The sequence below is a fragment of the Bacillus cereus genome (assembly GCF_007678085.1).
GTDB classification, from domain to species: domain Bacteria; phylum Bacillota; class Bacilli; order Bacillales; family Bacillaceae_G; genus Bacillus_A; species Bacillus_A cereus_BE.
On sequence record NZ_VEDW01000001.1, the window covers coordinates 664,499 to 691,466 of the forward strand.

The window sequence follows — 26,968 nt, forward strand, 5'->3', positions numbered from 1 at the left end:
TACAGAATTTGAAAGGTGGAAAAAAGATGATTAGCAATTTAAAAAGGGAAGCATTAGCCTCATTGAAAGGCCGATGGGGATTAGGGGTAGGTTCAACGTTTCTTAATTATCTCATTCCCGTAGCAAGTATGTATATCATTGGTATAGTAGTATTTCTAATTTTTGGTTTGTTTATAGATATTATAGGACCTGAGAACTTTGTATATTATTCATATGGCGAACCTCAAATTAATTTTGGATTGATTTTATCTCAAATTATTGTATGGGCTATTATTTTTATTCTTTATATTGTTGTACAGAGTGTTATGAGTTACGGCTATTATACAATCACATTACGTTTAGCGAAAAATGAATCTACCACAATAGGTGATTTATTTGCTGGTTTCAATTCAAATAATATATTTAGAGCTATGAAATTAGGTATCTTACAAACAATATTTATTAGCTTATGGAGTCTTTTGTTCATTGTTCCAGGTATTATTAAATTTTTCTCTTATTCTATGGCTTACTACATTATGTTAGAGGATCCAGAATGTACAGCAAGTGAAGCAATTAAAAAAAGTAAAATGATGATGAAAGGACATAAGTTAGATTTATTTATCACTTGGTTAAGTTTCATTGGTTGGTTTATTTTAGGTTCATTGGTGGGAATATTCACACTAAATCTTCCATATCTTTGGATTACGCCATATTATACTACTACAGTATCACATTTCTACCTAAATCTAGTAAATAGAACTAATAATACAAATGAAGTACCAGTTATCAATATTCAAAAATAACGGATTTAACATTTGCCATCTTACTTTAAGTAAGGTGGCGAATGTTATTTTAAATAAAGAGTGTAGTGCAATGAGTTTACTAGAAATTTTTCCATTAGGTGAGAAGTTAGTGGTAGTTTTACAGAATGAAGAAAAAAGAGTTCGTTTTTATGAGATATTACAGAAATCAAATATGCACATTGTTACTTCTGTTGTTATTGAAACAGAGAGTTATAGGGATTTAGGAATGAATGAGAATTTAGTAGTTATTGAAGACATTGGGGAATATGCTTATTTTTTAGACACTAGTAATATGGAAAACAATGAGTGCACAGTAATAGCATGGGATAGACAAGTTGGACTTGATGACTACGATTCAGCAAAGAATTTTTATGAGTTTTTATCACAAAGGTTATTGGATACAAAAGAAGCATGGGAAGAAGAGTTTTAATATAGATAAATAACCTTGTTGAGCTTAAAGCTGAATCAGGTCATTTTTATCATAAAAAGATTAATTGTTTATGAGTAATAGAAGTTATAAGTTTTATTAGTACATTCCTCACTTTATATATAAGAATAGTTAAAGTTTTATATATGGATAGACAAGAAAAGAGAAGGAAAACGAATTTGTTTTTGATGTGGATAGAAAAAATATATGTTATTTGAAAGTAAGTACTCCATGAGGGTTTACCATCATGGAGTACTGTGTGCAATTCTAGAATAGAAAACGAAGTACGAGCTTAGGCGAAATGACATTTTACCGGGTGATAAATATAAACACATGTACTGTATGTGAAACTAACAAACTTGTACAAACTCGTAAGTTTTAACATAGTATTGGTCATGATGTAGAAAAGGTGTCATACTGTTACTACAAAAATTACAAAATATAAACTTAAAGCAATTGCTTGTTGAGTACAAGAAACGCGAAATCATACAAGTAGTGTCCCGTAATAGAGAAATAAAATTGAATAAAGAGTAAAGGAATGTATCCGTTGCGCTATTTCATAGTGTAACGGATTTTTTAGTTTGCAAAATTCAGCACTTTCTCACCAAATTTTAATGTAAGCTTAATTGTGCTCTCTTTTTTCACCTTTAATATAAGCCGTAGATACGAAAGATATATAAGGTGAAGGGAGAAATATTACATGCGTATTTTAGTTGTACCATCAGGATTTAAAGAAAGTTTAGGGGCGAAGGAAGCTGCTGATGTAATGAAAGAAGGGATTTTAAAAGTTATGCCACTTGCTACTGTAGAGACTTTACCAATGGTTGACGGTGGGGAAGGTTTTACAGAGGCAATTATAAATATTACTGGTGGAAAAATATATAAAGTACAAGTAACGGGACCTGTTGGAGATGAAATACAATCTTATTTTGGTGTTTTTGAAACGCGAAATGGTGAGCGTACAGCTGTTATTGAAATGGCTGCGGCGGCTGGGCTACGCCTTGTACCGAGAGATTTACGGGATCCTAGAAAAACGACTACTCATGGTGTTGGACAGTTAATAGAATTAGCTTTAAATAAAGGAGTAGATCGTATATTAATAGGATGTGGTGATTCAGGTACGTCTGATGGAGGTGCTGGTATGGCTGAAGCGTTAGGTGTAAAGTTTTTAAATGAAGATGAAAAGGAAATACAAATTCAAGGTGGTACCTCTTTATTACAAGTTTCAAAAATAGATACGTCACAAGTAGATTCTAGATTAAGGCATGTTCAAATCGACGTTGCTTGTAATTGGTTTAATCAATTATGCGGCGAACAGGGAGTAGCTAGAGTGTTCGGGCCACAAAAAGGTGCTAACGAAGCACAAGTAATAGAACTAGAAAAAGCATTGGAGCGCTATGCTACTATTATAAAAAAAGATATAGGTATAGATGTACATCATACACCAGGAGGTGGTGCATCTGGCGGTCTTGGTGCTGGACTGCAAGCTTTAATTGGGGCAACGCTTCATCCGAGATACGATATTATTATGAAGTATATGGATTTAAATAAACTATTGCAAGCGTGTGATCTTGTATTTACTGCGGAAGGAAGTATAGATTTTCAAACACCACGTGGGAAAATTCCAGCTGAGGTGGCTAAGTATGCAAAAAAATATGGATTACCAGTAATAGCGTTAGTAGGGACAGTGGGTAAAGGTGCACGTATTAATTATGATTACGGAATTGATGCATATACAAGCATATTACCAATGCCATCTTCATTAGAAAATGCATTTTCTAATGCGGAGAAATGGCTTCGTGATTGTACAGAGAGTACGATGCGTACAGTTTTAGTCGGTTATCAAATCGCTTCTCGTTTGAATAAAAGTGGATACGTATCATGATTGAAAAGAATGTAGTGGAATTACATGCGAATAACAATGATACGCCGAAAATTAAGTCATCCTGGGTACTGCCTGTAGCACTTATATTAATTGTAGAAGTGGTTCTTTTGCTTCCATCGTCATTAACGATGGAAGCAAAATGGAGTTTGTTTGGATTTTGCTGTGCAATTATATTATGGACAACAACAACGATAAATTCGGCCTATATTGCACTCGGTTCTGTATTATTTCTAATTATTTCAGGAACTGCAAAGCAAGATCTTTTATTTGATTCGCTAGCTTCGGATGTCATTTGGCTTATGATTGGTTCGTTTATTTTAGGAAGAGCACTTCAAGTTACCGGTCTAGCTGAAAAAATGACGTACTTTGTTGTAAATCGTGCTCGTAATATATCAGGCTTATGCTGGATTTTAACAATGATTATTCAAATACTTGCCTTTTTTATTCCATCTACATCGGGACGCGCAGCGGTTGTATTACCTGTTTTTCAAGCTATATGTAAAGAAATTGGAAGTAGAAGAATTACGAAAGCACTAGCAATTTTAATGCCTACTGTTATTTTAGTATCAACAAGTTCTACAATTATTGGGGCAGGCTCCCATTTAATCGCCCTAGATATGTTAAAGGAATTTAATAATAAAAACATTACATTTGTAGAGTGGTTAATATGGGGATTCCCATTTGGAGTCATAATGAGCTTTATAAGTTGTCGCGTAATATTATTTTTATTTTTAGACAAAGAGGAAGTAAAAACAAAACTGAAACAGAAAAAAATTAAGTTTGAATTATCGCGAAATGAGAAGTATACAATCAGTATTTTAATAGCGATGGTAGCTTTTTGGTTAACAGAGTCGCTACATGGTTTGGAAATTGCAACTGTTACGATAATCGGAGTATTTTTATTAACTTTACCAAAAGTCGGTGTGATGCAGTGGAAAGAAAGTTTAAAAGGTGTCTCGTGGAATTTAATTTTATTTGTTGGAGCAGCAATTGCATTAGGGAAATCATTAATGGAGAGTGGTGCAGCGCAATGGATTATGCAGAAGTTATTTTTAGTAACTGAATTAATTAATAAGCAGTCCATTTTTATCGTGTTACTCGTAATTGTTATTCTTTCAGTCACATCACATTTATATATTACATCTCACACAATGAGAGCAGTAATTTTTATTCCGCCATTACTATACTTTGCAAGTAGTCTGCAATTAAATGAAGTATCTGTCTTATTTTTAGGTATTGTTGGAATGAATTATTGTTTAACCTTTCCGGTCAGTTCTAAAGCATTACTATTATTTCAAGAAAGTGATAGAGAAACTTTTCAGCCGCAAGATTTGTTAAAGTTAAGTAGTTATTTAAGTGTTATTTATATATTTGTAATGGTTATATTTTACTATGCATATTGGCAATGGGTTGGATTGTCACTTTAAAAATCAGGAATATATTTCATTCCTGATTTTTTTCAATAAGGATAAAACATATTGGATATTTTTTCTTTTGAAGGAAAGTATTACTTGTTATACTAAAATGGTGCAAATATATATTATAGGAGGCTTTTATGGGAGAAAGGATTTTAATCGTCGAGGATGAAGAAAAAATTGCTCGTGTCGTACAGTTGGAATTAGAGTTTGAAGGGTATGAAAGCGAAATTGCAAAAACAGGTACAGAGGCAATGGAAAAGTTCGGCAATGATAACTGGGATTTAATATTACTTGATGTAATGCTTCCAAATATAAGTGGGTTAGAAGTTCTTCGAAGAATACGTATGAAAAATGTTGTAATACCTATTATTTTATTAACTGCTCGTGACTCAGTTGTTGACAAGGTTAGTGGTTTAGATCAAGGAGCAAGTGACTATATCACAAAGCCTTTTCAAATAGAAGAACTTTTAGCGAGAATTCGTGCTTGTTTAAGAATTTCAAATGTAGTAAAAGAAGAGGAAAATAGTAGTTATCAAATTGCAGATCTATATTTAGATGAGAAAACGAGAGAAGTGAAAAGAGGTAATAATCTAGTCGACTTAACACCACGTGAATTTGATTTACTACTCTTTTTAATGAAGCATGAAAATCAAGTGTTAAACCGTGAGCAAATTGTAACGAATGTTTGGGGATTTGATTATTATGGTGATACAAATGTTGTTGACGTATATATTCGATACTTGCGTAAAAAAGTAGATTGTAATGTGGACGTACCACTTATTCACACTGTTAGAGGTGTTGGGTATGTCTTAAAGGTGTAATATATGAAAATTAAAAATAAAATATATTTATTCTCTACAGTATGGTTACTACTTATTTTATTACTTATTAATAGTTCAATATATTTTTTGTTTTATAAAGTGACTACGAACGGAGAGTTAGAACGATTGAAACGTGAGGGAATACATATCATTGATGGAATGAACGCGGATTCAGCAAAGAAAGTAGATGCAATAAATCTATTGCAACCATACTTGCCTTCAAACGGTATGATTAGAATTATTAATGAAAATTCAAAGGTAATGATTAGGCAAGAAGTGGATAGTACAAAACCAATTCCAGCATTAAATACGAAATTTGAAAGAAAAGAATCAGCTGGGATTTATGAGAAGAACGATGGGAAATTTGCTTATATAAAAATGCCAATCATTTGGAATGATGGGAAAATCGTATCGTTAGAAATGACAGAACGTTTAGATAGTTTGCAAGAGAATTTAAATATGTTAAAAAATGTATTAGTTATTGCATCACTTTTCGTTTTAATTCCGTCTTTTTTTGCGGGAAGAATGTTAAGTAAACTCATTTTAAAACCTGTAAATTCTTTAATACAAACAATGGAGCATATACAAGATAGAGGGATATTCAAAAAAATACCGCTTGAGAAAAAATCAAAAGATGAATTGTACAAAATGGGAACGACATTTAATAAAATGATCGATTTATTACATCAGAACTTTGAAAAGCAGCAACAGTTCGTTTCAGATGCTTCACATGAATTGAGAACACCGTTAACTGTTATTGAAAGTTATGCGAAATTATTAAAAAGATGGGGAATGAAAAAACAAGATGTTTTGGAAGAATCTGTAGAAGCGATTTATTCTGAGGCAGTTAGAATGAAAGGTATGACGAATCAAATGCTGCTTCTTGCAAACACTAGTGCTGAGTGGAATTTGGAGACTAACGAATCAGATTTGGTCCGATTATGTCAGGTGACTGCTGAGCAGTTAGAAAAAACATATGCTCGGACTTTTCGTGTTATAACAGAGGAAGAAAAGATTGTTGTAAATATTGACAAACAAAAAATAAAACAAGTATTAGTAGTTTTATTGGATAACGCAATGAAATACAGTAAAGATTCTATAGATATTATAGTAGGAATACAAAAAGAAAAAGTCTTTTTTTCTATTCAAGATTACGGTATGGGCATACCTAAGGAAGATATACAGAAAGTGTTTGATCGTTTCTTTCGAGTTGATAAAGCGAGGAGTAGGGAAACGGGAGGTACCGGTTTAGGTTTATCGATTGCCAAACAAATTATTGATGCTCATGAAGGAGATATACAACTTGAAAGTGAAGAAGGAAAATGGACGAAAGTTACAGTAAATTTACCTCATTTTTCATAAAGGGATAGGAGCTTTAAAAATGAAAAAGAAATGGAAAATTGCATTGTTAGTTTGCTTTGCGGTTGTAAGTGTAGCGTTTGTATCACAACGTATTGTTTCAAAGCAAGGAGAAACAATATTATCTGAGAAGCAAATTCAAAGTATTGTATCTGAACAGTATCCTGGAAAAATTAAAAGTATGAAATTGGTAAATAAAGGGGAACAAGATTTTTATAAAGTAAACCTTTCAAATGAGCAAGGCTTATATGAAATAATAGTAGATGCCAAAAATGGAGAGATAAAACGCGCAAAAGAAATATCATTAAAAAGTAATACAATAACGAAAGAGAAAGCAGAAGAAATTGCGCTACAGAAAGTACAAGGTGTAATTAAACATACTATATTAGAAAAAAGAAATGAGATAGAAGTGTTCGTAATTACGGTAGAAACAAATGATAAACAAAGTAAGGCAGTTGAGATTGAAAAAACTACTGGTAAAATTCAATTGTTAGAGAAACCGATGAAAAAAGTTACAGAAGAGCAGGCAAAAGAAATTGCAGTGCAGCAAGTGCCAGGGAATATAAAGGGAATTAGGCTTGAGCAAAAAAACGAAAAAAAAATATATGTAATAGAAATAGAGAAAAGTACAAATGAGAATGTAATAGTAGAAATTGAAGAAAATACAGGCGCTTTTATTGGTACTTCACAAATACAAAAAGTTATAACAGAAGAGCAGGCAAAAGAAGTGGCGCTACAAAAAGTACCAGGTGGATTTATCGAGAAGGTAAGTGTAGTTGATATAAATGGTATGGCTACCTATCAAATTATAATAAAAAAACAAACAGAAACGGTTGATGTAAGAATACATACAATAACAGGAGAAATTATATCAACTACATCGGTAAATAACGCTATTCAGCAAAAGGAGTCATCACAGCAACAAGATGACGATAATCAAGAAGAGGGCAATGATGATCAAGATGATGATGATGACGAAGGGTAATCACAACAATAAAGGAATTCTCATCAAATTTTAATGTTTCTCACAGTTTTCTTTCATTTTAACATTTTAGTATGTAAGTAAGAAATGAAGAGGAGGAACATGAAATGAAATTATGGATTGGAATCGTAATGGTGTTTTTAATTGCTGGAGGGACAGCATATGGTGTAAATGCAATGGAACATGAAGAAACACGATTTGAAGAGACGAAAGAAAAACGTTACAAAAGTAAAGAGCTTAGTCCGGAAACAGCTAAACAAATTGCAGTTGAAAAGGTAAATGGAGTTGTAGAGGAAATTGATGTAGAACGTATGGATGATAATGGTGTATATGAAGTAGAGGTAGAAACAAATGTAGGTGAGGAAGAAATATATATTAATAAGAAAAACGGGAATATTATAGCGGAAAAGGAATTTGAATTTATAAAAAATGAAGATGATGAAGACCAAGATGAAGACGATATGGATCATGATGATCAAGATGATTAATAACATTGTCCTATTGTACAAAGTTACAATGAAACATTCTTTTTGACAAAAAATAATATAACCCTTGACAGTTACAAATATAACCGATATACTTCATATTAATTTCAAAAGAAAATATATTCTAAATATTAAAATGTGTTGAATAGGAGTAGTAAGGTCGTATATTTGTACAGAGAGCTATGGGTTGGTGTGACATAGTCAAATGACATCCTGAACTCGCCTAGGAGCAGTAAGGTGGAACGGAATCACATTCTTAGTAAATCTTAACGGTTAACCTTCGATATTAGGTTTGTAATCAAACGATTACTACTAAGGTGGATTCATAATGGAATCAATAAGGGTGGTACCGCGTTAAGTAAATGGCTTAGCGTCTCTTTATATAGAGACGTTGAGCCATTTTTTTATTTTATGGAAATAGAAATGGAGGGTTTATTCGGATTGGTTTATAAAATTTAATTATTTATATAAAGTAATTTAACTAGGAGGAAAATAAGATGAAACAGACGGAGCAATGGACTTCGAAATTAGGTTTTATAATGGCTGCAGCAGGATCAGCAATTGGGCTAGGTGCAATATGGAAATTTCCTTATATCGCTGGGAAGAGCGGGGGAGGAGCATTCTTTTTAATCTTTATATTATTCACTGTATTAATTGGGTTACCGCTACTTATAGCTGAATTTATGATTGGACGAAGTACGCAGAAACAAGCAGTTGGAGCATTTAAAAGTATTGCACCAAATACAGGGTGGCACTGGATTGGACGCCTTGGCGTTGGAACATGTTTTATACTACTTTCGTTTTATAGTGTTGTAGGTGGATGGGTGTTAATTTATTTATTCAGAGGAGTAACGGGACAACTTATTACTCCGGGACAAAATTACGGTTCATTATTTACTGAAACAATTGGAAATCCCGCTTGGGCAATTATGGGACATTTCGCTTTTATGTTCATTACGATTTGGGTTGTATCAAAAGGTGTACAAAACGGAATTGAAAAAGCAAGTAAATATATGTTGCCAGCGTTGTTCATTTTATTTGTTGCTCTTATTATTCGTTCATTAACACTTGATAATGCAATGGAAGGTGTGAAGTTTTTCTTACAACCAGACTTCTCAAAGATTACTTCAGAAAGTATTTTGTTCGCAATGGGTCAATCTTTCTTTGCAATTAGTATCGGTATTTCGATTATGGTCACGTATAGTTCCTATTTAAATAAAAAAGAAAGTTTACCAAAATCAGCAATAACAATTGTTGGATTGAATTTATTTGTTTCATTATTTGCAGGTCTTGCTATTTTTCCGGCTGTATTTTCATTAGGAATGGAGCCAACAGAAGGGCCTGGATTACTATTTATCGTATTACCATCAGTATTTAGTCAAATTCCATTCGGTGGTTTATTCTTAACAGTATTTCTGGCACTATTTACATTTGCGACATTAACATCAGCATTTTCACTATTAGAGACAGTTGTTTCAGCATTAGCAAATGGTGAACAAGAAAAGAGAACGAAATTATCATGGATGATCGGTTTCGGCATTTTCTTAGTAGGTATACCATCAGCGTTATCATTTGGAATATGGAGTGATATTACGATTTTCGGAAAGAATATTTTTGATGCAGTAGACTTCTTATCTAGTAATATATTAATGCCGCTTGGAGCACTATTTATTAGTATTTTCGTTTCATTCAAAATGGAGAAGAAGGTACTAGAAGCAGAGTTTTTTGTAGGTGGTAATTATGGAAAGAAAATATTTACTTGTTGGGCGTTTTTACTTCGATTTGTAGCACCGCTTGCAATTATCATCGTCTTTTTAAATGTAATAGGGATTATTTAAGGTAAAATGTTATAATATTCAGTAAAAAAGAAGGTGATGATCATAAAGGCGAATTTGATAGAAGCAGGGAAATACATGCATATTAGAGGCAAAAAGCTATACGTTGAAACGCATGGAAACCCTAAAAATAAACCAGTCCTATACTTACATGGTGGACCGGGAGAAAGTTGTTATGATTTTTCATTTCATCAAGCGGAACGATTAAAAGATTCATTATTTGTAATTTTGATAGATCAAAGAGGTGTATGTCGCTCAGAAGAAATTACTGAAGACGAAGCTTTTGGATTACATGACTTAATTGAAGACTGTGAGGAACTAAAAAAAGTATTACAAATTAAGAAGTGGTCTGTAATTGGACATTCTTTCGGTGGATATGTAGCGTTGCTATATGCGTCGATATATCCAAGTTCAATAGAGAAAATAATATTTGAGGGACCAACTTTCGATTTTGCATTAACAAGTAAAGCTTTGTTACAAAAGACAGCGGATTTATTAAAAAAGTATGGAAAAGAAGAAGTAGCAAAAGCGTGTTTAGTTTATTTATCTAGCAATGCTAGTTCAGAAGAGTTGTTAGAAGCTTATATAAGACTAAGTGATGAACTAGAAGAAAAAAGAATGGAGATTTACAATTATAAGGAAGATGTGACAGATGAGAGTTTATATAGTGATGAAGAGTGGGAAGTATTTTCAAATCGCTCCAAAATTCATTTTGATAGATTAAAATTAGAAGGAGCATTTCATACTTCATTATTACGAAAAATAAAAGATGTACAAAATCCAATGTTATTAATTGTAGGAAAATACGATGCAGTAACGTGTGAAAAACAAATTGATATGTTTAATAAAGATGCTCAAAATGGAGAGTATATTGTATTCGAAGAGAGTGGTCATACACCACATTATGAGGAAGCAGATCGTTTTGTTGAAATAGTCATTCAGTTTTTGAAATAAAATAGAAAGGGAGCTTCGTATAATGCGAAGCCCCCTTTCTTACATTTTGGGATAGGTGATTGTAATATTAGACCATTTGTTTTGCCAATTTTTTTTAGTAACTCTAGCGTTGTACATATGTAATCGTTCTTTTGTTTCAAGAAAATGATCTGTTGGTCTCACTTGTAAGGAAAGAACATCTTCAATACCGCATGGGGCCGTTAGTATGACGTTGTTTAATTCATCAAGTGTAACTCCTAAAGCGGTTGCTGTTTCAGGAAATTTAGAAATAGCATCAACAGAAGAAGAATACGGTGGCATATTATTCACTACATGCATACGAGCTTGATTCTTTACCGACCAAGGGATCGTAGCATCAATATTCTTTAATTTCGTTTCTAATGATTGTTCGTATATCTCATCTTTATGTAGACTATCATAATAAATTACATCAACATCAGGCATAGCTGTTTTAGCTTCATAGTTATGTAAAGTATCCCAAATTTTAGAGCGAACAAACCCGGCGCAAATCCACCAATCAGGTAGCTCAAGTGATTTTGCTAATTGTAATACGTTCATCATCCATTCGTCGTTTTCTATTAAGCGAATTATATCTTGCTTTGTTTGTAGAGTCATTTGTGATCCCACCTACTTTTTTATAGAGGACTAATTCATCAGTTTAATAATCCAAGTGATCCAGTAAGCACCTGGTATGAATAATAGTTGTGCTAATAACGTACCAAAAAGTCTAGAAATCATTAACCAACCATACATTTTACTCATTGCTTCTGCACCTTCTTCTGATTGAAGAGCTCGCTCTGTTAAAAGAGCGATACGTGGATCAAGCAGCACTGTTAATAAAATAGTAGCAAAACCATTAATAAGGCCAGAAGCTGTAGTAGCTTTTGTTGCGTAATCTGGAAGTAAAAAGGAAGCGTAAAGGGCTGAAAGAACACCAGCTGTATAAATTGCAGTAGCAAACATATTAATAAGCATAATACGTTTTGGAATACCACCGATACGCAGTCTATGAATCATTTCTAATTTTGGAAAGCGTACATATTTTTTTGTGTACTTTAATTTTTGAATGTTATTTGTTTTCATCATTCGAATGAAAGAACCGTCTGTTTCAAAGTTTTGAATGACATAACCAAATAGTTTGGTTAAAGTTGGATATAGTATAATCGCAATCAATGTACCGACAGAGGCGGATAATAGAACGAGCCGTATAATATGTTCTAAATTAATGGATGCGTCTAGTTTTGCCTCATCGACAATCCCACCGATTAAAAAGGCTTGTAGCATGTTAGATGTTCTTGAAATAAGTAACACCATACCTACGACAGACAAAGCAACAGCAATTTTCTTTAAACGAACTCCAGCTAATCGAATACTATAAGAGCTCGTTTCAACCGCGTGAATAACAATTGTGAAAGCCATTATAACAATTAAGGTAATTGACATTAGATTCACCGTTTCTATTAAAATAATTGTAACTTTTTTACTTTATCATATGTATTACACTTTGTAACGGAAAGTATGTGACATAGAAGAAATAATTTTTCGAAAAGATAAATAATGGTAGTATAGTGAAAGGTGGGCATGAAAAAGCCTTCTATATAATATGTAAAGTAAAAAGGAGCGGGGGATTAAATTTGTATATAACATTTCTATTTGATTTAGATGGAACATTGACGGATCCGAAAGAAGGAATTATAAATTCAGTATTGTATGCATTAAAAAAGGTTGGCATTGAAGAATTACATGTAAGTGAGTTAGACTCATTTATTGGTCCACCCATTCAGCAATCATTCGTAGAGAGATATAATATGAATGAAGGAGAAGTTGAACGAGCTGTTTTTTATTTCAGGGAGTATTTAAAGCAACGTGGGTTGTTGGAGAATAATGTATACGAGGGTATTCCAAATCTTCTAAAACAATTAAAAGATAACGGAAATCGTTTATTTATAGCAACTTCAAAGCCTACTATATTTGCTGAACAAGTTATAGAGCATTTTCAACTAACGAATTATTTCGAAGGTATTATTGGAAGTAATTTAGATGGTACGAGAATAAAAAAAGAAGAAATTATTGCTCATATTTTACAAACAAATGAAGAACTTAATAAAGAAGAAATTGTTATGATTGGAGATAGAAAACACGATATCATAGGGGCGAATTATAATGGAATTGCTTCAGTCGGTATATTATATGGCTATGGTAGTGAAACAGAATTGACTGAAGTTGGTGCGACTCATATAGTAAATGATGTAAAAGAATTACATTATTTTTTGGTAGAAAATAGTTTGATAAAGAAGTAAATATAGAGACTAAAAATCCCTTTATAACGTATGACGATGAAATCGTTTATGTTTAAAGGGATTTTTCATATGTAATCGAATACTTATAATTAGACATTTTTAGCATAAAAAATTTGTATGAATAAGAGGAGGGATGTCAGAATCAAAAGACTAGTAGTAGAAGTTTAACAATAAAAGTTTGAATTTTCTGTTTAAAGGAGGGGTATAATTGGAGCTAGTTATTATATTATTAGCACTTAGTTTACTTATGTTTGTAGCATATAGAGGGTTTTCTGTAATTTTATTTGCACCTATTTTTGCATTATTTGCGGTATTTTTGACAGAGCCTAGTTTTGTATTACCTTTCTTTTCGAATATCTTTATGGAGAAAATGGTAGGTTTTATTAAACTATATTTCCCTGTATTTTTACTTGGGGCAATATTTGGGAAAGTAGTAGAAATGTCAGGAATTGCAGACTCGATTGCAAAGACAATTATAGAGTTAGTTGGTGAAAAACGTACGATTTTAGCGATTGTATTAATGGGTGCTATCTTAACGTATAGTGGTGTTAGTGTGTATGTAGTAGTGTTTGCTGTATATCCGTTCGCAGCTAAGTTGTTTCGACAAGCGAATATTCCAAAACGTTTAATTCCTGGAACGATTGTTCTTGGAGCGGTCACGTTTACAATGGATGCGCTACCTGGATCCCCACAAATTCAAAACGTAATACCTACAACGTTTTTTAAAACAGACATTTATGCTGCGCCGATACTTGGTATTGTAGGGGCAATTTTTGTACTTACGTTAGGTTTACTATATTTAGAGAGTAGACGTAAGAAGGCGAAAGCAGCAGGAGAAGGGTATTTTGGTTTTAACGATGGGGATACTGAAATGGCAGCTTCTTTGCAAGTAGAACAAAATGATATGCCGTTACTTAAAAGTATTGAAATTACAAGAGTTCAGCAAGTGATTGCTTTTATACCACTTATTTTAGTAGGTGTAATGAATAAGGTGTTTACTATTATGATACCGAAGTGGTATCCGAATGGTTTTGATTTTTCTACAATTGGTATGAAAACATTTGGAAAAGTAGAATTAAGTGGAGTAGTTGGAATTTGGTCAGTAGAATTGGCACTTATTATAGGTATAGTAACTACGTTATTATTATATTGGAAACGAGTAGTAACAGGATTTCAAGCTGGATTGAATACAAGTATTGGTGGAGCGCTACTTGCAACGATGAATACAGGAGCTGAGTTTGGATTCGGTGGTGTCATCGCGGCACTTCCAGGCTTCGCAATTATGAGAGATGGCATTTCTGCCACATTCACAAATCCTCTAGTGAATGGAGCAGTCACGACGAATATTTTAGCTGGAATTACAGGCTCTGCATCAGGAGGAATGGGAATTGTTTTGAGTGCGATGGGAGATAAGTTTATTGCAGCGGCCAATCAATTCGATATTCCATTAGAAGTAATGCATCGTATTGTTTCAATGGCATCAGGAGGAATGGATACATTACCACATAACGGAGCAATTATTACTATTCTTACAGTTACAGGTTTAACACATAAACAGTCATATAAAGATATTTTTGCTATTACAATTTTGAAAACGGTTGCTGTGTTTTTAGTAATCGCATTCTATACTGTAACAGGAATTTATTAAGTCGATATTTTATAAATTAAAATATTAATTAGGGTAAGAAGGGGTGGAGTACTTGCAAGAAGTTGCTGAGTTTCGTATGCCGAAGTCTGTATTATATGGAAGAAATTCGCTTGAAAAGCTGGGGGAACAATCTAAGAAGTTGGGGAAAAGAGCGTTTATAGTTACGGATACAATTATGGAGGATTTAGGATATGTTGAGAGGTGTATACAACAATTAAATACGAAAGGTATAACTGTTATTACATATAATAAAGTGAATGCTGAGCCTACAAATATACATGTGTTAGAAGCGTTAACACTTTGTAAAGAAGGAAAGTGTGATTTTATTATCGGTATTGGTGGTGGAAGTTGTATTGATGCAGCGAAAGCAGTTGCGGTGTTATATACAAATGGTGGAGAAGTGGAAGATTACGTCCAAAAGGATATGGAAATAGATAATGATCCGCTACCACTTATTGCAATCCCAACAACTTCTGGTACTGGGTCGGAAGTAACAAGTGTAGCAGTAATTACGAATAAACGAACAGATGTAAAAATGATGATGAAACATCCAAGTTTTACCCCACAAGTAGCGATTATTGACCCAATTTTAACACGTTCGGTACCACCTCATATTACAGCAGCAACAGGGATAGATGCATTATGTCATGCAGTCGAAGCATATATTTCTAAAGTTTCACAATCACTTACAGATGTATTAGCTCTTTCTGCCATTGAAAGTACTATGAAATATTTACGTATTGCATATGAAGATGGAGAGAATATGGAGGCAAGAGAAGCGATGATGATAGCATCCTTACAAGCTGGAATCGCATTTTCAAATGCATCTGTTACATTAGTTCATGGGATGTCAAGACCAGTAGGAGCGTTATTTCATGTACCACATGGTATATCGAATGCAATACTATTACCGACAGTTTTAGAATATACAAAAGTGAGTGCAGTAAAAAGACTAGCGGAAATTGGACGTTGTTTAAATAAAGATATGTATTCCTATTGTGATGAAGAAGTAGCCGACTACACGCTTGGCGAAATAAAAAAACTTTGTTTTGATCTTCGTATTCCAAATTTAAAAGAATACGGAATTGGTGAGGTTGAGTTTGAAAAAGCTATTTCTAAAATGGCATCAGATGCAATTGAAAGTGGAAGTCCAGCAAATAATCCACGTGTGCCATCGTATGATGAAATTAAACAGTTGTATCGAGAATGTTTTCATTATCAATATGAAGATTCTATAAAAATATTAGATGATTAATTTCAGAATATTCTTATAAAATTTCCTTGGAAATAGTTAAAACAAGACTTTATATTTCAAACGTAAAGTCTTGTTTTTATTGTGTATAATATACATAATAAAATGTTGTAATTAACATAAAATATAGTGCGAGGTAGGTGTTACTTTTCATGAAAACAATAGGTTTAATTGGTGGTATGAGTTGGGAATCGACTACTGAATATTATCGAATCATAAATGAAGAAATAAAAGAGAGATTAGGAGGATTACATTCAGCAAAATGTATGATTAATAGTGTGGACTTTGAAGAGATTGAACGATTCCAGTCTAACGGAGATTGGGATGGAGCAGGAGAATTATTAGGGAATGCAGCATATTCGTTACAAAAGGGAGGAGCCGATTTTATAATTATTTGCACAAATACAATGCATAAAGTAATTGAGAAAATAAAGGAGAATATTCATATTCCAGTCTTACATATCGCTGATGCAACAGCGAAAGAAATTAAAAGGAAAGATATTCAAAAGGTTGGTTTACTAGGAACTAAATATACAATGGAGCAAGACTTTTATAAATTACGAATAGAGGAAAATCATATAAAAGTAATGGTTCCATCAAAAAAGGATAGAGATAAGGTAAACGAAGTAATATATACAGAATTATGTTTAGGAAAGATAACATCTCCATCTAGGGAATATTATAAAAGAGTGATAGAAGAGCTAGTACAAGAAGGGGCACAAGGAATCATATTAGGTTGTACAGAAATAGGATTATTAATTAAGCAGGAAGACGTATCAGTTCCGATATTCGACACAACTCATATACATGCAGTTGAAGCAGTTAATTTCGCTTTACGAAATAGAGTATAATCATATTATGTAACCTAGTTCGTGTATGTGGAAAACATTCAGAAAATATTTTATAATGTAAGTGGTTACATTTAAGGGGGAATGCGTATGTTTTCAGTTCAACCAATCGCATTTGTACATAATGAAAGAAAGGAAATAAAAGATGATGAGTGGGGAGAAGTAAGATCCTATATTACTTTAACTGAAATGTATACAGAAGAAAGTATACAAGGGATTGAAGATTTTTCTCATATTGAAGTTGTTTTTTATTTTCATAAAGTAACGGATGAACAAATTCAATATTTTGCTAGACATCCTAGAAATAATAATGATTATCCTAAAGTAGGTATTTTTGCACAGCGTGGAAAAAATCGTCCGAATCGCATAGGAGCAACCATTGTAAAGGTAATCAAAAGAGAAGGTAAATCAATTATTGTTGAGGGGTTAGATGCTATTGATGGCACCCCTATATTGGATATAAAGCCGGTAATGAAAGAGTTTATGCCGAAAGAAGAAATTGTACAGCCTAAATGGGCAACGGATATAATGAGACAGTATTGGAAGGGGAATGGAGTAAAATGAGAATATATGAGGCAACAATTGCAGATTTAGATGGACTAGCATCAGTTTTTAATAACTATCGTATGTTTTATAGACAAGATTCCGATATAGAAGGAGCAAAAGTGTTTTTGCGAAATCGAATCGAGAGAAAAGAATCCGTTATTTTCGTAGCAGTTGAAGACGATGAATATATTGGATTCACACAATTATATCCATCATTTTCTTCCATTTCGATGAAAGAATTATGGATTTTAAATGATTTATTTGTACAAGCCACTAAACGCGGAGCAGGAACAGGAAAAAAATTATTAGAAGCTGCTAAAGGATTTGCATTAGAAAATGGTGCAAAAGGTGTAAAATTACAAACTGAGATTGATAATTTATCAGCGCAGCGATTATATGCTGAAAATGGTTATTTGAGAGATAATCGTTATTTCCATTATGAATTAACGTTTTAAAAAAATCATATAAAAAGAGACGTTTTCACAATGAAAACGTCTCTTTTTATATGATTATAGTTGATTTAAAACCCAATTTGTAGCATCTTCAAAGTTTTCTGCAATGTAGTTTGGTTCAATATGTGCCCATTTGTCTCGGTACGTATGTAAAGCATCATATCCAGCGCCTGTTCGAACTAATATCGTCGTCGCATGTACTGTTGCTCCTGCAAGGATATCGGTCCAGCGATCACCAATTACAGCGCATTTTGTTAAATCAAGCCCATGTTTTTCGGCTGCTTGTAGCATCATACCTGTACTTGGTTTACGACATTCACAACCATCACCGTGTTTGTGAGGACATATGTAAATATCATCAAAGCCGAATCCTTTTAATTCTTGTGCAAAATCAGCAACAGTCGCTATCCCGTCTGCGATACCTGGCTGGTTTGTGAAAGAGAAAATTTTTATATTTTGAGCCTTTAGTTTTTGCAGAGCTGCTTCTGTAAAAGGAAATAATGTAAAAGAACCTGGATAATGTATTGTAGTGTCACCGCCAATTGTACCGTCACGATCAATAAAAATAGCTTCGATGTTTGTCATAGTTTTAGTCCTTTCCATGTATAAGTAGTTTAAAAATGTTTTACAAATCGATATCCATTTACTTCATATCCTAATTTTTTGTAAAAAGGATGTGCTTCTACTCTTTTTGTTCCACTAACTAGCCATGTACCAATGCAATTATGTTTTTTGGCTAATTGTTCTGCATAATCCATTAATACTTGTCCAATGCCTTTCCGTCGTATTGTAGAATCAACACTAATAATTGAAATCTCCCCATAACGAGTTATATCTTCTAAATTTTCACGTATACGAAACCCAAGTAATCCACATATGGTTTCTTCTTCCTCATAAACATATAAAAAATCAAAGGGACTCATTTGTACGAACTGCAATCGGTTGTTCATATCTTCATAGGAAATAGAGGCACCTTTTAATTCTTTTGTTAAAGAACAAAGTGCATCTATATCGTCTATCGTAGCTTTGCGAATTTGAAAAGACATAGTATCCACTCCAATAAAATATAATCAAACATTAAATATTCTGTTAAAAAGTATTTATTCCTGCTACGAAAATAAATATTTTATAATGATATATAGATAGATATATGTTATTCTTTTCCTTGATTGTATTGGAAATGGAAAGAAGGGAAATGTATGTTAGACGTGAATATCCGCTCTGCTGGATATGATATAGGGAAAAAGACAATTCATGATATTGCCTTTTCGATTGAAAAAGGTGAATTAGTTGCACTTATTGGTGCGAATGGTGCTGGGAAGAGTACGACGATTAAAACGATGCTCGGTTTACTTGTAAATATGGATGGTGAAATATCATTCGGTGAAAAAAAGAATCCTTATGCATATGTGCCGGAACATCCGACATATTATGAGTATTTAACGCTATGGGAACATATTGAACTATTAATGGCTGCTCGTGAGAATGAGATAGGAAGCTGGGAAAGGAAAGCTGAAGAATTATTACATATGTTTCGAATGGATAAACATAAACATGAGTATTTATCAAAGTTTTCAAAAGGAATGAAACAAAAATCGATGCTCATTTTGGCGTTTTTAACTGAACCAGATTTTTATATCATTGATGAACCTTTTATCGGCTTAGACCCAGTAGCTACGAAAGAGTTTTTAAGTTATTTATATAAAGAGAAAGAACGTGGGGCAGGAATTTTACTTTGTACGCACGTATTAGATACTGCTGAAAAAATTTGTGAAAGGTTTTTACTCATTTCGCAAGGTACATTAGTCGCAGATGGACATTTAGAATCTATCCAAACGTTAGCGGAAATGCCAGGGAGTTCTTTATTAGACTGCTTTGATGTAATCGTAAGGCGTGAACAACATGATTAAACAACAATTTTATAAAAGATTGCGTCATGAACTGAGGCGTAAATGGAAGTCCGTACGCTCTATAACTGATTGGACAGTCGCGCTATATATTATTATTCCAGCACTTATATTTATGGGGATTTATTATCGTTCACTATGGATAGAAGAATTATCGATGGGAGAGACAGTTTATTTTGGGTTAGGTCTATTCGCATTTTATGTAATTACATATTCAAGAGGAATTCGTTCATTTTTTGAACAAGCGGATAGTTTATTTTTAATTTCGTATCCCGCTCACATGCAAAAGTTAATCCAGTATGGCATGATATATACGTTTATTCGAATAGCGATAACGAATGTAATAGTAGTAGTTGCTATGTTACCAGTGTTGATGAAAAGTATCGGAGTGACGAAAATACAAGTCGTATTATTTTGGGTATTCTTTACTGTATTTCGATTTTTATTGTCGTTATTAACGAGATTTATTCATATACGTGTGGAGAAACGATGGCTATTATGGATTATAAAAAATGTAATGTTTTCTATAAGTTTAACCATTTTTGGAGTGAGTCTGTTTCTTATTTATAAAAATCCATTTTATTCTATACTATGTATCGGTCTAGCGGTTTTTCTAATTATCGTATTGATAAAAGAAAAATTGAATTATAAAAATTGCTTTTTTAAAGAAGTAGAGAAAGAGAAAGAAGAAAGTATGCGCTGGACGAGTGGGATTATGCAAGTTGGTGGTCATACAGCTAAACCGAGTAGTTCGAGTAAAAAACCATGGATGTTTCCGCGTTCTAAAAAGTTTTTAGGAAAGAAAAAGGAATCTCGTATTGTTGAATCCTTTTTAAAAGAATTTTTCCGTACAAGTAGTACGCGAATATTTTATATTCAAATTCTATGTATAAGTACTGTCAGTATTATTATGAGTCCAAGGTGGATTGCAGCTATTATTCTTGCATTTGCTTTAGTTGGAATTTCTCGTTATGCACGCGATTATTGGAATGAATTTTCGAAAAAAATGTTTCTTCATTTATATTGTGATGAAGGAAAATTACTATTGTTAAGATGGAAGGCAGATCGCTATTTATTACTTCCAGTACTACTTTTGTATGGAATAGTTATCCTTTCACATTTTTATTTATTACTAGCTGTAATTGCCGGGATTCTTTTTATAGTATGGATTGGTTGGATTGTATTTTTACCATAGGAAAAGAGCCGAAAAACGGCTCTTTTTTTAATCTGTTACACATTGATAAAGAAAATATGCTAAAACGAGTATGCTTGCGGCGGAATACATGACATCTAAAGACATATGATCGCCTCCTCATTGTTGTTGTATTTTATTGTATGAAATCTTACAATTTCATATTCAAGTGAAAAATATGTGAACGTTAACAAAATTGTAAAGTGCAAAAATTACAATCATTTTGTATAATAGAAGAAACAACTGTTATATAAAATATAATGAGTGAAAGAGGAGGGAACATACATGCCAAATTGGTTTAGAAAAACCTTAGTCGCCTTAATTACCGTATTTACATTTGGTTTAGTGACGCCTCCTTCCATATTGCTTGATAATGCCAAAGCTGCGGACAAGCCTACGAGCACAGCTGGGCAACAAAATTTGGAGAGTACGTCCTATACATATGAAGAAACGAATGACAGGTTAACCACCGATATTTTTATTACGTATGCAATGCAAGAAGCAGAGAAGCAGTCGATGCAAAAGTTTGGCACTAAAATTGGTCCAGTAATTGAAGATGAATTTAAAGATGTAATATTACCGAAAATTGAAGAGGCAATTGCTGAGCTTGCCAATGATGTACCAGAAGATTCACTACAATCATTAGCGATTTCCCAAAAACCAGCTGGTGGAAATAATGAAAAAATCTTTCACGTTTATGACACGAAATCAGGAAATGACTTATTGCGATTTCATGTAAGGAGAGATCATCCACCGCAAGATGGTTACTATTTTAATTTCCACTATCACCGTTTTGATGATGGGTACTCTGGACACCATGAGTTAGGGAATATTTATTGGAATACGAATGTACCGCCAAAATGGCTTTCTTAAAAAGAACAAGAGAAAATCTTGTTCTTTTTAATTTTTGGAGAAGGGTAAGACAACTATGTTGTTGAATAAAATAGGTTTAGAAAAAAGAAGCAAAGGGAGTATGGGAATGCAAAAGTATATTGTTTTTGACTTTGATGGCACATTAGTAGATTCACAAAATATATTTGTACCAATTTATAATCAAATTGCTGAAAAGCATGGATATAAAACGGTAAGGGAAGAAGAAATTGAGTATTTACGGAAATTAACGATGCCAGAGAGATGTAAACAACTCGATGTACCATTGTATAAACTACCAATATTAGCACTAGAGTTTTATAAATTGTATCAACCTGCCATAAAAGATCTTATTTTGTTCCATGGGATGAAGGATGTATTAGATGAGTTACATAAAAAAGGCTACGGAATTGCAGTCATATCATCGAACTCAGAAGAGCATATTCGGGCGTTTTTACACAATAATGATATAGAAAATATACAAGAAGTATATTGTTCTAAAAATTTGTTCGGTAAAGATAAAATGATAAAAAGATTTTTAAAATCGAAAAATATAACAGAGAAAGATATGTTATACGTCGGTGATGAACAGCGAGACGTAGCAGCTTGTAAAAAGGCTGGGGTGAATGTGATTTGGGTATCTTGGGGATATGATGTCATTGAAACAGTGAAAAAAGATGCACCAGATTATATGGTCAATACACCAATGGAAATTGTGCAAGTAGTACAAGGAGCGTATTCTTAATATGAATACACTTCGTACAGGCATTCATCATATTGAATTTTGGGTAGCGAATTTAGAGGAATCCATTTCTTTTTATGATATGTTGTTTTCCATAATTGGATGGAGAAAGTTAAATGAAGCATCATATAGTACGGGAGAAAGTGAAATATATTTTAAAGAAGTAGACGAGGAAATCGTAAGGACGTTAGGGCCTAGACATATTTGTTACCAAGCTATTCATAGAGAAGTAGTAGATGAGGTAGCAGAGTTTCTTTCTAGTACGAAAATAAAGATAATACGTGGTCCGATTGAAATGAATCATTATTCGGAAGGGTATTATACAATTGATTTTTACGATCCGAATGGATTTATTATAGAAGTAGCGTATACACCAAATGTAGAAATGTAAGGGGAATATACATGAAAACAATTACAGCATGGCAAAACAATATACAGATAGTAAAAGATGCAGTTAATATTGAAGAAATTTCTAAAGGTTTCTCACCTGATAAGAAATATATCATTACGAAAGCGAATAATGAAAAATATTTATTACGAACAGGCGATATAAAAGAGTATGAAAGAAAGAAAATAGAGTTTCAAATTTTAAATGAAATGCAAAAACGTAGTGTGCAAGCTCAAAAACCAATTGAAATGGGTTTATTGGCAGAGGAAGACGTATGCTATGGTATTTTTTCATATATAGAAGGGGAAGATGCGAAGAAACTATTGCCTACGTATTCACCAAAAGAACAATATGAAATTGGTATAGAGGCAGGACAAGATTTAGCAAAAATGCATACATATGAAGCTCCTAATGATATCCTTCCGTGGTATGAAAGAGCAATGAAAAAACATCAAAAATATGTAGAGGCATATAAAACCTGTGGAATAAAAATAAAAAATGATGATAAAATCATAAAGTTTATAGATGAAAATGAAATGTATGTAAAGAACCGTCCAAATCGATTTCAACACGATGATTTTCATTTAGAAAATATAATTGTGCGAGATGGGAAATATGTAGGTGTTGTTGATTTTAATGGCTATGACTGGGGCGATCCACTTCATGATTTCGTAAAAATTGCACTGTTTGCAAGGGATATTAGTATTCCGTATTCAATCGGACAAATAGAAGGATACTTTAATGGGAAAATACCAGAGGAGTTTTGGAAATTATATGCGGTATACGTTGGTATGACAGTTTTCTCATCAGTTGTATGGTCATTACGAGCAGCACCGCACATGTTAGATGATACGTTAGAACGCCTTACTATCGTTTTAGAGGATCATAAAGACTTTGAGTTATCGAAGCCAATCTGGTTTCAACCAGAAAAGATTGACATGAAATAAAAAAGGAAGGTGTGATTCACACCTTCCTTTTCCTATTACCATTTTTCGTTTTGAAGTAGTTGTAATGCTAACTTTACATCTATATCTTCTTGTATATGTTCCGGAGTCCATGGGATATGTATATGTGGTTGTATACCAATTCCGGACATTCCTTCGCCTTTATCTATAATAGAAAGCCGTGAAGTAGGGTAATAAAGAGCGAATGTATCAGCCCATTTCATTACCGCTAAATTAGAATAATCATTTAAACCAGCAGTAGGACGACCTATTACTTTTACTTTCGATGATTTTTTTGCAACTTCTACAAAAGAATCACCAGAACTTCCGCATGTAACATCTGTTAATATCACTACTCTAGTAGGTGATTTCCTTCCATGTATTGTTAATGATTGGAGTTCTTTTGGTAATTCAGAAGGATCAAATGTAACGAACCCTTTTTTATAATTCTTTTTTAAATCTTGAATAAATATATCTGTGAATATTTTGGAAAGTTCGTCTAAAGAATCATAATCTTCCATTTCCATGTCTTTCATACGTAAATGAAAGTTTCGTTCCGTATGATTTAATTGCATTGTATCTGAAGAATCGAAAAGGGAAATCTCTTTGTCTTCGAATATGTAAGGAAGTAATTTGAAAAATGCATCATCACTTCCACCACGATTCAAACGCACATCAATAATTAAATTCGGAAAAGAATTTAGCTCATTTTTGTGTGAGTCTAATAATCTATTAATAGCTTCAGTATTTGCGAAATCCGTCAAAGTAATTAAAAGTGTATCTTTATTATGCTGTTTAAATGAATAAATAGGCGTGTATTCATTTTGTTTATACTTTTGTAAAGTAATTGTTTGAGTCAATCCATCTTCATCTATAAGTGTACAATTTGACGATTTTAATAAAACATAATCCCATTTTTCTCGTTCATATGTAGCTTCATTTAAATACTTCTTATATTTTATTAATAGCTCAGGAATTTTCATATTATCTAATGCTAGTATAGACTGTCCTTTTTTCACTCTTACTTCATGTGAAGTGGATGTAATATATAGGCGATCTTCGTATCTTTTCACTTGGAAACCAACACTGTTAAGAGGTTGATTGTTAGAGTTCATTTTGAAAAACATATGATTATCTTTAAAGTCTATTAAGTAATCACGTACAATTTCAGTGAAATAAACTGGTGTCAGTTCTCCGTGTTTCTCTAATTTCTCGATTGTCTGTAAATAAGTAGTAGGATCGTCCCATCCTTTTTTATCAATACAACCGGAATAATCGTGATGAGTAATCGAAACAACTTCTTTGAAAATTTCTGTGTACACAGCTTTTCCTCCAGATAATTTAATTAGTTAAATAATACAATTCTATATCCTTTACGTATTATCCTTTTTTGCATAGAGAAAAGAGGAATAGAGGGATGTGTTATCATCCCTCTATTAAAATATTTATTTAATTTTCGTAAATACAAGTGGCTGCGTACTTAACATAGCTGGCACATGTAACTGAAGGGATGGGAATTCACCACTCACATTCATTTCATAAGCGAATAATAAATTCATTTTCATTTGGAATAAGTCAACTTTAGCAGAGAAGATGTCGTAATGATGATGCGCTAATTGAATGTCCATCTCCATAAATTGTACAAATAACGAATCATCTCGTTTGTATACTTGTAATACTCCGTATGCAGGGTGTTCGAAAGTACCAGTATAGTCCTCTAATTTGTGAGAAGGTGTAGTCCCTTTCATTTGTTCTGGAATGGATTCGGTTGCTTCTTTCATCATTTCCTTCATTTTTTCAGTATCTTCTACAGCACGTTTATGCCAATCAATGGATTCTAATTCAAGCAGTTCGTCATAAATTTGATTAGCGAGATAAGTAGGAAGTAATGTGCCTCCAGCATTCGTTAAAATGACAAGGCCGATGTTTTCTGTTGGTATGAAAGAAACAAGCGCTGAAAATCCATCAATATTACCACCATGATGAATCACCTTATTACCACGATAAGCGCTTATAAACCAACCAAGGCCGTAACTATTTAATGGAGATTCAGGAAGTGATAAAACTGGTTGATCTGGAATGGAATTATGTGGTGTATACATTTGTTGTAATAATTCAGAGGAGATTAATTCATGATCTCCAAATTTACCTTTGTTTAAGTGAAGAAGGACCCAATTTGCCATATCTTCAATTGTAGAATTAATACATCCAGCAGCTCCGACTGTATCGATGTTACGGAATGGAACTTCTTTTATTTCACCTTCATTTTCAATGTAAGGTAAAGCATAATCATCTGTAGTTTGTGAATCTGTAACAGAGAAATTTGTATGTCTCATATTTAAAGGTTCTAAAATATGTTCTGTAGCGTATTGCTCCCACGTTTGATTCGTAATGTTTTCTACAATGTAACTCATTGTTGCATACATTAAGTTGTTATAAAGAAATGCTGTACGGAACGGTGCATCAAGTGGTAAATGTTTTATTTTTTCAACGAGATCTTTTCGAGGTAAGGAAGAGCTATACCAAAGAGCCTCATGACGGCTTACACCAGTTCGATGAGAAGCTAAATCTCGTCCGGTAACTTGTGAGCTAGCAAGTAGTTCAGATAAAGAGAAGTTAGGTATATAAGACTGGACAGGACTATCCCAATTAAATTTTTGTTGTTGTGCTAATAAACTTAATGAAAGTGTGCCAAAAGCTTTCGTTGAGGAACCAATTGCGAACCGAGTACTCGGTGTAACAGCCTCTTTTGTCTCTATATTACGATAGCCGAAACCTTCTGAAATAATAACTTCACCATCTTTTATAACAGCTACAGCGCAACCAGGAACATGTAAATCCTTCATCATTCTTTCAACCATTGTTTGTAAAGAAGTCATAACAGGAGTTTCAATTTTAGACATACTTCTAACCTCCAAATATAAATTTTGT

28 protein-coding genes and 1 other annotated feature are annotated in these 26,968 nt (G+C 33.1%); of the genes, 22 read left to right on the forward strand and 6 right to left on the reverse strand.

What is annotated here, in order from left to right; translation table 11 throughout:
• Positions 1-26: 26 nt before the first annotated feature.
• From FS742_RS03320 to FS742_RS03365, 10 genes are all read left to right on the forward strand, one after another.
• A complete protein-coding gene (locus FS742_RS03320; protein WP_098239620.1) occupies positions 27-782 on the forward strand; it encodes a DUF975 family protein in 756 nt (251 codons plus the stop codon).
• Between the two features lie 70 nt (positions 783-852).
• Positions 853-1,212: an SMI1/KNR4 family protein gene (locus tag FS742_RS03325; RefSeq protein WP_144611190.1), complete on the forward strand. Its 360-nt coding sequence runs from the start codon at positions 853-855 to the stop codon at positions 1,210-1,212.
• A gap of 697 nt (positions 1,213-1,909) precedes the next feature.
• On the forward strand, positions 1,910-3,094 hold the full coding sequence (locus FS742_RS03330; RefSeq protein ID WP_144611191.1) for a glycerate kinase family protein: 1,185 nt from the start codon (positions 1,910-1,912) through the stop codon (positions 3,092-3,094).
• The gene (locus FS742_RS03335; RefSeq protein WP_144611192.1) at positions 3,091-4,521 is read left to right on the forward strand and encodes an SLC13 family permease; all 1,431 of its coding nucleotides are present in this window, start codon (positions 3,091-3,093) and stop codon (positions 4,519-4,521) included. Before FS742_RS03330 ends, FS742_RS03335 begins: the two co-directional genes overlap by 4 nt.
• 128 nt (positions 4,522-4,649) lie before the next feature.
• Positions 4,650-5,333, forward strand: a complete 684-nt coding sequence (locus FS742_RS03340) for a response regulator transcription factor (RefSeq protein WP_144611193.1) — start codon at positions 4,650-4,652, stop codon at positions 5,331-5,333.
• A 3-nt stretch (positions 5,334-5,336) separates the two neighbouring features.
• On the forward strand, positions 5,337-6,695 hold the full coding sequence (locus FS742_RS03345; protein ID WP_144611194.1) for a sensor histidine kinase: 1,359 nt from the start codon (positions 5,337-5,339) through the stop codon (positions 6,693-6,695).
• A gap of 19 nt (positions 6,696-6,714) precedes the next feature.
• Positions 6,715-7,677 carry a PepSY domain-containing protein gene (locus FS742_RS03350; protein ID WP_144611195.1) on the forward strand — a complete coding sequence of 321 codons (963 nt, stop codon included), beginning with the start codon at positions 6,715-6,717 and terminating at the stop codon, positions 7,675-7,677.
• Between the two features lie 104 nt (positions 7,678-7,781).
• The gene (locus FS742_RS03355) at positions 7,782-8,162 is read left to right on the forward strand and encodes a PepSY domain-containing protein (RefSeq protein WP_144611196.1); all 381 of its coding nucleotides are present in this window, start codon (positions 7,782-7,784) and stop codon (positions 8,160-8,162) included.
• A 129-nt stretch (positions 8,163-8,291) separates the two neighbouring features.
• Positions 8,292-8,540: a binding site (T-box leader), on the forward strand.
• Between the two features lie 116 nt (positions 8,541-8,656).
• A complete protein-coding gene (locus FS742_RS03360) occupies positions 8,657-9,997 on the forward strand; it encodes a sodium-dependent transporter (RefSeq protein ID WP_144611197.1) in 1,341 nt (446 codons plus the stop codon).
• A 36-nt stretch (positions 9,998-10,033) separates the two neighbouring features.
• Positions 10,034-10,948, forward strand: coding sequence for an alpha/beta fold hydrolase (locus FS742_RS03365; RefSeq protein ID WP_144612051.1), 915 nt, complete (start codon positions 10,034-10,036; stop codon positions 10,946-10,948).
• A 39-nt stretch (positions 10,949-10,987) separates the two neighbouring features.
• Here the strand turns inward: FS742_RS03365 and FS742_RS03370 are convergent, their stop codons facing one another.
• Both FS742_RS03370 and FS742_RS03375 read right to left on the reverse strand, forming a co-directional pair.
• Positions 10,988-11,563 carry a nucleotidyltransferase family protein gene (locus tag FS742_RS03370; RefSeq protein ID WP_144611198.1) on the reverse strand — a complete coding sequence of 192 codons (576 nt, stop codon included), beginning with the start codon at positions 11,561-11,563 and terminating at the stop codon, positions 10,988-10,990.
• A gap of 30 nt (positions 11,564-11,593) precedes the next feature.
• A complete protein-coding gene (locus FS742_RS03375) occupies positions 11,594-12,391 on the reverse strand; it encodes a lipid II flippase Amj family protein (protein WP_144611199.1) in 798 nt (265 codons plus the stop codon).
• A 191-nt stretch (positions 12,392-12,582) separates the two neighbouring features.
• Here FS742_RS03375 and FS742_RS03380 point away from each other — a divergent pair, with 191 nt between their 5' ends.
• From FS742_RS03380 to FS742_RS03405, 6 genes are all read left to right on the forward strand, one after another.
• Positions 12,583-13,248: an HAD family hydrolase gene (locus tag FS742_RS03380; RefSeq protein ID WP_144611200.1), complete on the forward strand. Its 666-nt coding sequence runs from the start codon at positions 12,583-12,585 to the stop codon at positions 13,246-13,248.
• A 208-nt stretch (positions 13,249-13,456) separates the two neighbouring features.
• Positions 13,457-14,896: a GntP family permease gene (locus tag FS742_RS03385; RefSeq protein WP_144611201.1), complete on the forward strand. Its 1,440-nt coding sequence runs from the start codon at positions 13,457-13,459 to the stop codon at positions 14,894-14,896.
• Positions 14,897-14,948: 52 nt separating this feature from the next.
• The gene (gene eutG / locus FS742_RS03390; RefSeq protein ID WP_144612052.1) at positions 14,949-16,151 is read left to right on the forward strand and encodes an alcohol dehydrogenase EutG; all 1,203 of its coding nucleotides are present in this window, start codon (positions 14,949-14,951) and stop codon (positions 16,149-16,151) included.
• 149 nt (positions 16,152-16,300) lie between these two features.
• Positions 16,301-16,999: an aspartate/glutamate racemase family protein gene (locus FS742_RS03395; RefSeq protein WP_144611202.1), complete on the forward strand. Its 699-nt coding sequence runs from the start codon at positions 16,301-16,303 to the stop codon at positions 16,997-16,999.
• A gap of 87 nt (positions 17,000-17,086) precedes the next feature.
• Complete coding sequence (locus FS742_RS03400) at positions 17,087-17,560, forward strand: SAM-dependent methyltransferase (RefSeq protein WP_144611203.1); 474 nt, start codon at positions 17,087-17,089, stop codon at positions 17,558-17,560.
• On the forward strand, positions 17,557-17,997 hold the full coding sequence (locus FS742_RS03405) for a GNAT family N-acetyltransferase (RefSeq protein WP_144611204.1): 441 nt from the start codon (positions 17,557-17,559) through the stop codon (positions 17,995-17,997). Before FS742_RS03400 ends, FS742_RS03405 begins: the two co-directional genes overlap by 4 nt.
• Before the next feature lie 54 nt (positions 17,998-18,051).
• On the opposite strand, the gene FS742_RS03410 is transcribed toward FS742_RS03405, so the two are convergent.
• Entirely contained in the window at positions 18,052-18,579 is a 528-nt protein-coding gene (locus FS742_RS03410) for an HAD-IIIA family hydrolase (RefSeq protein ID WP_144611205.1), read from the reverse strand.
• 29 nt (positions 18,580-18,608) lie between these two features.
• Positions 18,609-19,040 carry a GNAT family N-acetyltransferase gene (locus FS742_RS03415; RefSeq protein WP_144611206.1) on the reverse strand — a complete coding sequence of 144 codons (432 nt, stop codon included), beginning with the start codon at positions 19,038-19,040 and terminating at the stop codon, positions 18,609-18,611.
• A gap of 153 nt (positions 19,041-19,193) precedes the next feature.
• Between FS742_RS03415 and FS742_RS03420 the strand changes: the two genes are divergently transcribed.
• The 6 genes from FS742_RS03420 to FS742_RS03445 all read left to right on the forward strand — a co-directional run bounded on the left by FS742_RS03420 (position 19,194) and on the right by FS742_RS03445 (position 24,040).
• Entirely contained in the window at positions 19,194-19,904 is a 711-nt protein-coding gene (locus tag FS742_RS03420) for an ABC transporter ATP-binding protein (RefSeq protein WP_144611207.1), read from the forward strand.
• Positions 19,897-21,096, forward strand: a complete 1,200-nt coding sequence (locus FS742_RS03425; protein ID WP_144611208.1) for an ABC transporter permease — start codon at positions 19,897-19,899, stop codon at positions 21,094-21,096. Before FS742_RS03420 ends, FS742_RS03425 begins: the two co-directional genes overlap by 8 nt.
• A 282-nt stretch (positions 21,097-21,378) precedes the next feature.
• The gene (locus tag FS742_RS03430) at positions 21,379-21,966 is read left to right on the forward strand and encodes a YpjP family protein (protein WP_144611209.1); all 588 of its coding nucleotides are present in this window, start codon (positions 21,379-21,381) and stop codon (positions 21,964-21,966) included.
• A 106-nt stretch (positions 21,967-22,072) separates the two neighbouring features.
• A complete protein-coding gene (locus FS742_RS03435) occupies positions 22,073-22,708 on the forward strand; it encodes an HAD family hydrolase (RefSeq protein WP_144611210.1) in 636 nt (211 codons plus the stop codon).
• 1 nt (position 22,709) lies between these two features.
• Positions 22,710-23,096 carry a VOC family protein gene (locus FS742_RS03440; RefSeq protein WP_144611211.1) on the forward strand — a complete coding sequence of 129 codons (387 nt, stop codon included), beginning with the start codon at positions 22,710-22,712 and terminating at the stop codon, positions 23,094-23,096.
• Between the two features lie 11 nt (positions 23,097-23,107).
• Positions 23,108-24,040: an aminoglycoside phosphotransferase family protein gene (locus tag FS742_RS03445; RefSeq protein WP_144611212.1), complete on the forward strand. Its 933-nt coding sequence runs from the start codon at positions 23,108-23,110 to the stop codon at positions 24,038-24,040.
• Between the two features lie 35 nt (positions 24,041-24,075).
• On the opposite strand, the gene FS742_RS03450 is transcribed toward FS742_RS03445, so the two are convergent.
• On the reverse strand, positions 24,076-25,359 hold the full coding sequence (locus tag FS742_RS03450; protein WP_144611213.1) for a S41 family peptidase: 1,284 nt from the start codon (positions 25,357-25,359) through the stop codon (positions 24,076-24,078).
• Positions 25,360-25,482: 123 nt separating this feature from the next.
• Positions 25,483-26,940: a serine hydrolase gene (locus tag FS742_RS03455; protein WP_144611214.1), complete on the reverse strand. Its 1,458-nt coding sequence runs from the start codon at positions 26,938-26,940 to the stop codon at positions 25,483-25,485.
• Between the last annotated feature and the right edge of the window lie 28 nt (positions 26,941-26,968).

Coding starts and splice junctions, on each gene's coding strand:
- FS742_RS03345 (WP_144611194.1), top strand. CDS start 5,337: ATGAAAATTAAAAATAAAATATATTTATTCTCTACAGTATGGTTACTA.
- FS742_RS03320 (WP_098239620.1), top strand. CDS start 27: ATGATTAGCAATTTAAAAAGGGAAGCATTAGCCTCATTGAAAGGCCGA.
- FS742_RS03445 (WP_144611212.1), top strand. CDS start 23,108: ATGAAAACAATTACAGCATGGCAAAACAATATACAGATAGTAAAAGAT.
- FS742_RS03430 (WP_144611209.1), top strand. CDS start 21,379: ATGCCAAATTGGTTTAGAAAAACCTTAGTCGCCTTAATTACCGTATTT.
- FS742_RS03435 (WP_144611210.1), top strand. CDS start 22,073: ATGCAAAAGTATATTGTTTTTGACTTTGATGGCACATTAGTAGATTCA.
- FS742_RS03360 (WP_144611197.1), top strand. CDS start 8,657: ATGAAACAGACGGAGCAATGGACTTCGAAATTAGGTTTTATAATGGCT.
- FS742_RS03410 (WP_144611205.1), bottom strand. CDS start 18,579: ATGACAAACATCGAAGCTATTTTTATTGATCGTGACGGTACAATTGGC.
- FS742_RS03355 (WP_144611196.1), top strand. CDS start 7,782: ATGAAATTATGGATTGGAATCGTAATGGTGTTTTTAATTGCTGGAGGG.
- FS742_RS03335 (WP_144611192.1), top strand. CDS start 3,091: ATGATTGAAAAGAATGTAGTGGAATTACATGCGAATAACAATGATACG.
- FS742_RS03395 (WP_144611202.1), top strand. CDS start 16,301: ATGAAAACAATAGGTTTAATTGGTGGTATGAGTTGGGAATCGACTACT.
- FS742_RS03330 (WP_144611191.1), top strand. CDS start 1,910: ATGCGTATTTTAGTTGTACCATCAGGATTTAAAGAAAGTTTAGGGGCG.
- FS742_RS03405 (WP_144611204.1), top strand. CDS start 17,557: ATGAGAATATATGAGGCAACAATTGCAGATTTAGATGGACTAGCATCA.
- FS742_RS03440 (WP_144611211.1), top strand. CDS start 22,710: ATGAATACACTTCGTACAGGCATTCATCATATTGAATTTTGGGTAGCG.
- FS742_RS03455 (WP_144611214.1), bottom strand. CDS start 26,940: ATGTCTAAAATTGAAACTCCTGTTATGACTTCTTTACAAACAATGGTT.
- FS742_RS03400 (WP_144611203.1), top strand. CDS start 17,087: ATGTTTTCAGTTCAACCAATCGCATTTGTACATAATGAAAGAAAGGAA.
- FS742_RS03365 (WP_144612051.1), top strand. CDS start 10,034: ATGATCATAAAGGCGAATTTGATAGAAGCAGGGAAATACATGCATATT.
- FS742_RS03425 (WP_144611208.1), top strand. CDS start 19,897: ATGATTAAACAACAATTTTATAAAAGATTGCGTCATGAACTGAGGCGT.
- FS742_RS03415 (WP_144611206.1), bottom strand. CDS start 19,040: ATGTCTTTTCAAATTCGCAAAGCTACGATAGACGATATAGATGCACTT.
- FS742_RS03375 (WP_144611199.1), bottom strand. CDS start 12,391: ATGTCAATTACCTTAATTGTTATAATGGCTTTCACAATTGTTATTCAC.
- FS742_RS03350 (WP_144611195.1), top strand. CDS start 6,715: ATGAAAAAGAAATGGAAAATTGCATTGTTAGTTTGCTTTGCGGTTGTA.
- FS742_RS03340 (WP_144611193.1), top strand. CDS start 4,650: ATGGGAGAAAGGATTTTAATCGTCGAGGATGAAGAAAAAATTGCTCGT.
- FS742_RS03370 (WP_144611198.1), bottom strand. CDS start 11,563: ATGACTCTACAAACAAAGCAAGATATAATTCGCTTAATAGAAAACGAC.
- FS742_RS03325 (WP_144611190.1), top strand. CDS start 853: ATGAGTTTACTAGAAATTTTTCCATTAGGTGAGAAGTTAGTGGTAGTT.
- FS742_RS03420 (WP_144611207.1), top strand. CDS start 19,194: ATGTTAGACGTGAATATCCGCTCTGCTGGATATGATATAGGGAAAAAG.